Here is a 7,692-nt window from a genome sequence, read left to right on the forward strand (position 1 = left end):
CGTGCCGGGGGAGAGCGTGGGCGGGCTGACGCTGGGCGGGGTGACGTCCAGGACCAGGTTCGGGTCCGGCAGCGCGGAGCGGCCGAGCGCGGCCAGTTCGGGGGCCAGTTCCTCGTCCGCGTAGCGGTTGGACTCGGGGATCTCCAGCGCGTCCCAGGTGTGCCGGACGTAGGGCACGTCGAGCGTCGCGGCCAGCAGCGCGGCGGCGTAGGACTGGCTGCCGCCCACGATCACGTCGGGCCGCCAGTGGTCGGTCAGCTCGCGCAGCCGGTCATGGCTCGCGGCGGCCAGTCGGGCCATCCAGGAGCCGTGGAAGCGGATCGAGTCCTCCACCGTCTCCGGGAAGTCGACCGGCCTGCCGTCCCGGCCGGTCGAGAGCAGGTCCTCAAGCGAGCGGTCGGTGACCGTCACGAAGGGGATGGCCATCTGCTCGGCGATCCGGGTCGTCTCCTCCGTGGTGGCCATGACCACCGAGTGGCCCGCGTTGCGCAGCGCGTTGGCCAGCGGCGGCGCCCAGAACATCGTGGCCGGGCTGGGGCCGGCGATGAACAGGACCCTCACCGCGCGCCCCCGGCGCCGGCGGCGGAGCGGGAGTGCGCCACGGTGTACTGGTGCGGCTCGTGCGAGTTGACCAGCGAGGCGCCGATGGCCCGCCGCTCCCTGGTCTCCGCCGGCCGCTCGCTCTCCGGCAGGACGTGGAAGGCGTCGTACGCCTCCTTGCTCTCCCACTGGGCGTACATCGCCACGTGGGTGCCGTCGATGCCGCGCAGGATGCTGTGCGAGCGGAAGCCGGGCACGGTCTTCAGCCACTCGTCGGGCTGCGCCAGGTTCTCGATCAGCGCGGCCTGGTTCTCCGGGTCGGCGGCGAACAGGGTGAGGACGGTGAAGTCGCCGCGGTCGGGCGAGACCTCCACCACGCCGCCCTGGTCGGGGTGGGTCTGGGTGAAGACGACCTCGGTCTTGATGGACCGGAACCAGGTGGTCAGCTGGAAGAAGGCCGGCATGGTCTCGTTCTGCATCTTCTCGCGCTTGTAGCGGGACTCGATGGCATCCCTGGTGCGCATCTGGATGAGATTGGCGGTGCCCGGCACGTCCTGCCCCGAGTGCAGTGAGGAGGACACCCAGCCGGGGAACTCGGCCGCGTTGTCGATGATTTCCCGCATGGCCTCGACCAGGCGCTCGTGGCGATAGGGCGTGTCGGTCCCGAACCAGTTGAGTATGTTCAGGTGACCGTCGTCAACGGACAGGAAGGCCATGTCTCCCCTTCTCTTTCTCGGATCGCGTGGTGACCGGTGGCGGTGTGCCCCCGGCCGTCAGGTGGTGGCCAACAGCGCGGGCGTGGACGAGGCGACGCGCATGACGTACTGGCCGTAGTCGGAATGCGCGAGTCGCCGGCCGAGGCGATGGCAGGATTCGGCGTCGATATAGCCCATGTTCAGGGCGATCTCCTCGATGCAGCCGACCCGTATTCCCTGGCGCTGTTCCATCATCTGCATGTAGTGGCTGGCGTCCGTGAGGGCGTCGTGCGTGCCGGTGTCCAGCCAGGTGAAGCCGCGCCCCAGGTCGACCAGGGTCGCGGCGCGGCGCCGCACGTAGACACGGTTGACGTCGGTGATCTCCAACTCGCCCCTGGCGGACGGCCGGATGCCGGCGGCGATGTCCACCACCTCGTTGTCGTAGAGGTAGAGGCCGGTCACCGCCAGGTTGGACCGGGGCTCGGTCGGCTTCTCCTCCACGTCGACGATCCGGCCGGTCGCGTCTGCCTGGGCGACGCCGTACCGCTCGGGGTCGGGCACCCGGTAGCCGAAGAGCACGCAGCCGTCGAGCGAGGCCACCCGGCTCTGCAGCACCTCGCCGAACCCCGGTCCGTGGAAGATGTTGTCGCCCAGGATCAGCGCGACGTCGTCGGAGCCGACGTGGCCGGCGCCGATCCGGAAGGCGTCGGCGATGCCGCGCGGCTCGTCCTGCACCGCGTAGTCGAGGTCGAGCCCGAGCGGGGCGCCGTCGCCGAGCAGCGAGCGGAAGGCGTCGAGGTCGTGGGCCGTCGAGATGATCAGGATGTCCCGGACGCCCGCCAGCATCAGCACCGACAAGGGATAGTAGATCATCGGCTTGTCGTGAACAGGCAAAAGCTGTTTCGAGACACTGAGGGTCAGCGGATACAGCCGGGTACCCCGACCGCCGGCCAAGATGATGCCCTTCATGCGGGGGCCTTCCCGTGGATTCGACGGAGACGCTGAGACGACTGGGACAACTAGCCTGAGAAAAGCATGGCCATCCGGCCGTGCGACATCAATCAGGGAATCGTCAGAACAAACACAACTGTCTGTCATGGATTTCTTAAGTTCGCCGGATCTCCTTGACGCTCGGCCGGGCCGCTCCGGATGATTCCTCGACGGGATCCGAACGACCCACCGCCGTCCCGGAAAAGAGGAGCCCAACAATGCTGGACGTCGAGGAGTTGGCGACGAGGGCACGTGCGGCAGCACCCCGGGCGGAGGAGGCCGGAAAACTCGACCCCGAGGTCGCCGAGCTGATTCTGGCGGCCGGATTCGCCCGGCATTTCGCGCCCCGCGCGTTCGGCGGCGCCGAGGGATCGTTCGCCGAGCTGACCCGGGCCGTGGCCACCGTGGCCGCGTCCTGCCCGGCCACCGGCTGGTGCGCGTCGCTCGCCGCCAACCTCGCCCGGATGGTGCTCTTCCTCCCGGAACGGGGGCGGCGCGAGATCTGGGCCGCCGGTCCCGACGCGCTGGTGGTCGGCTCGCTCGCCTCCTTCGGCCAGGCCGAACCCGCCGACGACGGCTGGGTGGTGACCGGCCGCTGGCCGTTCATCAGCGGCGTCGACCACGCCGACTGGGCCCTGCTCTGCGCCGGCCTGCCGGACGGCGGCCCGGCCCGGGTCTTCGCCGTGCCCCGCGCCGAGCTCACCTCGGGCCAGACCTGGGACAGCATCGGGATGCGCGGCACCGGAAGCCACCACGTCTCCGTCGACGGCGTCTTCGTACCGGCCCACCGCACCTTCGCCAGGGACGAGGTGCTGGCCGGCAGGCCGGCCGGCGCCGTGCCCGAGGGCCACACGGTGCCCCTGGAGGCGGTCAACCTGCTCTCGTTCGCCGCCCCGCTGCTCGGCATCGCCGAGGGCGCGCTGGCGGTCTGGACGGAGCACGCCAGGGGCAAGGCGGCCAACTGGAACCCGGCCGCGCCGAGCGCCAGCCTGCTGGCCACCACCTACGCCCGCACCGCCGGCGAGATCGACGCGGCCCGGCTGCTGCTGGAACGCTGCGCCGACGTCGCGGACCGCGGGCCGGCCGTCACCGAGGACGAGGTGGCCAGGAACATCCGCGACATCTCGCTCTCCGTCGAGATGCTGACGGCGGCCGTCAACCGGCTGGTCGCCAGGGGCGGCACCTCCAACTTCGGCGAGTCCAGGCCGCTCCAGCGCTTCTGGCGCGACGCCAACACCACCGCCTCCCATGTGGCACTCCAGTTCGAGATGGCGGCCCTCGGCTACGCGGAGGGCCGGCTCTGGGAGCCGGGCAAGGCCCCGGGCAGCGCCCCGCTCGACGCCGCCTGGTGACGGTGGACATGACGCGACGCGTGCTGGTCACGGGCGGCGCCGGGTTCATCGGCTCGCACTACGTCCGCTCCCTGCTCGGCGGCGCCTACCCCGGCTGGGAGGACGTCGAGGTGACCGTCCTCGACAAGCTCACCTACGCGGGGAACCTCGCCAACCTCGACCCGGTCGCCGGCCGCTTCGCCTTCGTGTCCGGCGACATCTGCGACGCGGAGCTGCTGGCCTCCGTGGTGCCGGGCCACCGGGTGGTGGTCAACTTCGCCGCGGAGTCCCACGTCGACCGGTCCATCGCGGACGCCGAGGCGTTCGTGCGGACCAACGTCCTGGGCGTGGGGACGCTGCTGGGCGCCTGCCTGGCGGCCGGCGTCGAGCGGGTCGTCCAGGTGTCCACGGACGAGGTCTACGGCAGTGTGGAGAGCGGCAGTTGGGACGAGCGGGCGCCGCTGGCCCCCAACTCGCCCTACGCCGCGAGCAAGGCCGGCGGCGACCTGGTCGCCCTCGCCTTCGCCCGCACCCACGGCCTGCCGGTCGTGGTGACCAGGTGCGGCAACAACTACGGCCCCTACCAGTACCCGGAGAAGGTCATCCCGCTCTTCCTCACCAACCTCCTGGACGGCGCGACCGTGCCGCTCTACGGGGACGGCGGCAACGTGCGGGACTGGATCCACGTGGACGACCACTGCCGGGGCATCCAGACCGCGCTGGAGCACGGCGACGCCGGCGAGGTCTACCACGTCGCCGGCACCGCCGAGCTGACCAACCTGGAGCTGACCGAGCGGCTGCTGCGCGCGGTCGGCGCCGGCTGGGACCGGGTGGAGCGGGTGCCCGACCGGCCCGGCCACGACCGCCGCTACTCGCTGACCGACGCCCGGCTGCGCGCCCTCGGCTACGCGCCGCGAACCCGCGTCGACGAGGGCCTGGCGGCCACCGTGCGCTGGTACACCGAGCGCCGCGACTGGTGGGAGCCGCTGCGGAAGGCGGCGGGCGGGCTCGCCGCATGAGCTCCCTGGTGCTGGTGGTCGGGCGCGAGGAGCGGGTGGTCGCGGCCGTGGTCGCGGCGGTCGGCCGGCACGGGATCACGGCGTCCGGCGCCACGGAGGACGCCCCGGCCCTCGCCGAACTCGCCGCCGGCGAGGTGACGTTGCTGGTGATCGGCGGCGGGATCAGGGGCCGCTCGCGCGAACTGCTGCGGACCGTGGCCCTGGCGCACGGCGCGCTGGTGGTCGAGACCCCGCTGCGCGGCGAGGACGTCGAGAGCTACGTGCGGCGCGAGGTACTGCCCGTGGTCACCGCGCGGGACGCCGGTGACCCCCGGTGCTGACCATCCGCCGAAACGATCGACACGATCAACTCTGTTGTTACGATCGGCAGTTGATGATGCCGAGCGAGGGGCGGGACCGGTCCGTGACTGCGAGCACGTTCGACATCGGAGGCGAGCGCGCCGTACGGCGCCTCGGCTTCGGGGCCATGCACCTGCCGGTGTCGCCGGCCCAGGACCGGGAGCGCGGCATCGCGGTGGCCCGCCACGCCGTGCGCCTCGGCGTGAACCTGATCGACACCGCCCAGCTCTACAGCTGGGGGCGGAACGAGGAGCTGCTCGCCGAGGCCCTCCACCCGTATCCGGCGGAGCTGCTGGTCGCCACCAAGGTGGGGGTCGCCCCGCCGGGACCCGGGCGGCAGGCCGACATCGACGGCCGGCCCGAGTTCCTGAGGTCCCAGGTGGACGAGGGGCTGCGGCGGCTGCGGCTCGACCGGATCGAGCTGCTCCAGCTGCACCGCGTCGACACCAAGGTGCCGCTGGCCGACCAGGTCGGGGCGCTGGCCGAGCTGCGGACCGCGGGCAAGATCGCGCACATCGGGCTCTCCGAGGTGACCGTGGCGCAGCTGGCGGAGGCCGGCAAGATCACGGAGATCGCCACCGTGCAGAACCGCTACAGCGTGCTCGACCGGGAGTACGAGGACGTGGTGGACGCCTGCGCCGCGGCGGGGATCGGCTTCATGCCGTGGCGCCCGGTGCATCCGGCGACCGTCACGCCCGGCGAGGTCACCGCCGTCGCGGCGGAGCTGGACGCCACGCCGGCCCAGGTGGCGCTGGCCTGGCTGCTGCGGCGGACGCCCGTGATGCTGCCCATCCCGGGCACCGGCTCGCTCGCGCACCTGGAGGAGAACGTCGCGGCCGCCGAACTCTCGCTGACCGACGAGCAGTTCGTCAGGCTCGACGCGGTGGCCCGCCCCTGAGCACCGGCTCATCCCGGCTGCGGCGGGACGGGGGCCAGCGCGTTGCCGAGCCGGAAGCCCACGCCCCGCACCGTGACGATCCACTGGCCGGAGCCCAACTTGCGGCGCAGCATGCTGACATGGGTGTCGATGGTGCGGCTGGCCGTCCAGTCGTCCTGCCACACCTCGGACATGATCCGCTCCCGGGAGAGCACCCGGTCGGGCGAGGAGGCCAGCAGGTAGAGCAGGTTGAACTCCTTCCGCGTGACGTGCACCTGGCGGGTTCCGACATGCACCTCGTGGCCCACCGGGTCGATCCGCAGCGGTCCGCGCACCACGGTTCTCGGCTGCTCGGGCTCGTGGCGCACCCGGCGCATCACGGCCTCGATGCGGGCCAGCAGCTCCCGCGTCCCGAAGGGCTTGACCAGGTAGTCGTCGGAACCGGACTGGAGCCCGAGCACCTTGTCCACCTCGGCGGCCCGCGTGGAGGTGATGATCACGGCGGCGTCCCGTCCGGAGCGGATCTCCCGACAGATCATCACGCCGTCGATGTCGGGCAGTTCGAGTTCGAGCAGCACCAGGTCGGCCCAGGGAAAGGACGGTCTGGCCTGCGAGCCGGTGGCGGCGATCCGCACCTCGTGCCCGTTCCGCTCCAACGTGCGGCCGAGCGTCTGGGCGTCGTCATCGGGTTCCACTATCAACGTACGCAAGGTTCCGCCCCTTCCGGCGCCTTCAGGGAAAGTGGGCTTCGCGGGCCGGCCGCGCGCGAGGGCGGCCGGCCCGCCGGCGCTCACCTCTGCCGTGGGCAGCGGTCCTCGGACCGGACCGCGTAGCCGGTGAAGCCACCGGCGGTGATGTCGATCACGCCGCTGTTCAGCTCCGCCGGCACGTCGGAGACCTGTCCGAAGTCGTCGTAGCCCCAGGCGTACACGCGGCCGTCCTTGAGCGCGTAGCCGTTGTCGAAGCCGGCGGCGATGTCGGTCACGCCGCCCCGGCGCAGCGTGGCGGGAATGCCGGAGATCTGGCCGTACTGGTCGTCGCCCCAGGCGTACAGCCGGCCGTGCCGGATCGCGTAGCCGGTGCCGTAGCCGCCGATGATCCGGGTGACCCCGCTGGTCAGCTCGGCCGGCAGTCGGGAGACCTGCCCGTACTCGTCGTTGCCCCAGACGTAGGCCCGGCCGTCCCGGATGGCGTAGCCGGTCTTGGTGCCGGCGGCGATGTAGTCGACGCCGCCCTGGAGCAGGTCCTCGGGGATGTCGCTGACCTGGCCGAACTCGTCGTCGCCCCAGGCGTACACGCGGCCGTCCTTGATGGCGTAGCCGGTGCCGTAGCCGCCGGCGACGGCGGTGACCCCGCCCTCGGTGAGGGTCTCGGGGAGGTTGGAGACCTCGCCGAACTCCTCGTAGCCCCAGGCGTACACGCGGCCGTCCTTGAGCGCGTAGCCGGTCGCGCCGCCGAAGACGATGTCGGTCAGACCGCCCGCCCGCACCTCGGCCGGCACGTCGGAGACCTGCCCGTAGTCGTCGTTGCCCCAGACGTGGGGCACGCCGTCCCTGATGGCCACCACGTTGTGGAAGCTGCCGGCCTCGATGCTGGTCACGCCGCCGGCCAACTCCTCGGGGATCGCCCCGACCTCGCCGTACTCGTCGTTCCCCCAGGCGTGGACGCCGCCCTGGGGCGCGGAGGCCGCGAGGGCCGGGGTGGCCGGAACCAGCAGGGCGGCCACGACGCCGGCCCCGGCGAGCAGGGTGGCCCGCCGGCGTCGCGACCTGACACGGGCCTGGGGGGTGGGCGCGGCGATCGTGCCGCCGTTCAACGCTGCCATGGTGCTGTCGACTCCTGTGTCGTGGGATGTCGTGGGATGTCGTGGGTGTCGTGGATCCTGGGTGGTGGGGGTGGTG

General features: G+C 72.0%; 9 protein-coding genes. 4 read left to right on the forward strand and 5 right to left on the reverse strand.

What is annotated here, in order from left to right:
* The 3 genes from E1283_RS27810 to rfbA form a co-directional block, all read right to left on the reverse strand.
* Positions 1–561: glycosyltransferase family 1 protein (locus tag E1283_RS27810; RefSeq protein ID WP_165956270.1), on the reverse strand; the 561-nt coding region annotated here is incomplete at its 3' end.
* Positions 558–1,256 (reverse strand): antibiotic biosynthesis monooxygenase family protein, encoded by a 699-nt coding sequence (locus E1283_RS27815; protein WP_132820917.1) that lies wholly within the window; start codon positions 1,254–1,256, stop codon positions 558–560. The genes E1283_RS27810 and E1283_RS27815, both read right to left, overlap by 4 nt.
* A gap of 57 nt (positions 1,257–1,313) precedes the next feature.
* Positions 1,314–2,204 (reverse strand): glucose-1-phosphate thymidylyltransferase RfbA, encoded by an 891-nt coding sequence (gene rfbA, locus E1283_RS27820; RefSeq protein WP_132820918.1) that lies wholly within the window; start codon positions 2,202–2,204, stop codon positions 1,314–1,316.
* A 239-nt stretch (positions 2,205–2,443) separates the two neighbouring features.
* Here rfbA and E1283_RS27825 point away from each other — a divergent pair, with 239 nt between their 5' ends.
* The 4 genes from E1283_RS27825 (at position 2,444) to E1283_RS27840 (ending at position 5,812) form a co-directional block, all read left to right on the forward strand.
* The gene (locus E1283_RS27825; protein WP_132820919.1) at positions 2,444–3,577 is read left to right on the forward strand and encodes an acyl-CoA dehydrogenase family protein; all 1,134 of its coding nucleotides are present in this window, start codon (positions 2,444–2,446) and stop codon (positions 3,575–3,577) included.
* 8 nt (positions 3,578–3,585) lie between these two features.
* The gene (gene rfbB / locus E1283_RS27830; RefSeq protein WP_132820920.1) at positions 3,586–4,575 is read left to right on the forward strand and encodes a dTDP-glucose 4,6-dehydratase; all 990 of its coding nucleotides are present in this window, start codon (positions 3,586–3,588) and stop codon (positions 4,573–4,575) included.
* Complete coding sequence (locus E1283_RS27835; protein WP_132820921.1) at positions 4,572–4,895, forward strand: hypothetical protein; 324 nt, start codon at positions 4,572–4,574, stop codon at positions 4,893–4,895. Before rfbB ends, E1283_RS27835 begins: the two co-directional genes overlap by 4 nt.
* 83 nt (positions 4,896–4,978) lie before the next feature.
* A complete protein-coding gene (locus E1283_RS27840; RefSeq protein WP_425086242.1) occupies positions 4,979–5,812 on the forward strand; it encodes an aldo/keto reductase in 834 nt (277 codons plus the stop codon).
* A gap of 8 nt (positions 5,813–5,820) precedes the next feature.
* Here the strand turns inward: E1283_RS27840 and E1283_RS27845 are convergent, their stop codons facing one another.
* Complete coding sequence (locus E1283_RS27845) at positions 5,821–6,501, reverse strand: response regulator transcription factor (protein WP_243745150.1); 681 nt, start codon at positions 6,499–6,501, stop codon at positions 5,821–5,823.
* Between the two features lie 80 nt (positions 6,502–6,581).
* Complete coding sequence (locus tag E1283_RS27850) at positions 6,582–7,616, reverse strand: RCC1 domain-containing protein (protein WP_132820922.1); 1,035 nt, start codon at positions 7,614–7,616, stop codon at positions 6,582–6,584.
* Between the last annotated feature and the right edge of the window lie 76 nt (positions 7,617–7,692).

This window comes from Streptomyces hainanensis (assembly GCF_004348415.1).
Classification (GTDB): domain Bacteria; phylum Actinomycetota; class Actinomycetes; order Streptomycetales; family Streptomycetaceae; genus Streptomyces; species Streptomyces hainanensis.

Bases quoted from the DNA above. Each gene is read 5' to 3' on its own strand.
- E1283_RS27850 (WP_132820922.1), bottom strand. From the start codon at position 7,616: ATGGCAGCGTTGAACGGCGGCACGATCGCCGCGCCCACCCCCCAGGCC.
- E1283_RS27825 (WP_132820919.1), top strand. From the start codon at position 2,444: ATGCTGGACGTCGAGGAGTTGGCGACGAGGGCACGTGCGGCAGCACCC.
- rfbB (WP_132820920.1), top strand. From the start codon at position 3,586: ATGACGCGACGCGTGCTGGTCACGGGCGGCGCCGGGTTCATCGGCTCG.
- rfbA (WP_132820918.1), bottom strand. From the start codon at position 2,204: ATGAAGGGCATCATCTTGGCCGGCGGTCGGGGTACCCGGCTGTATCCG.
- E1283_RS27815 (WP_132820917.1), bottom strand. From the start codon at position 1,256: ATGGCCTTCCTGTCCGTTGACGACGGTCACCTGAACATACTCAACTGG.
- E1283_RS27835 (WP_132820921.1), top strand. From the start codon at position 4,572: ATGAGCTCCCTGGTGCTGGTGGTCGGGCGCGAGGAGCGGGTGGTCGCG.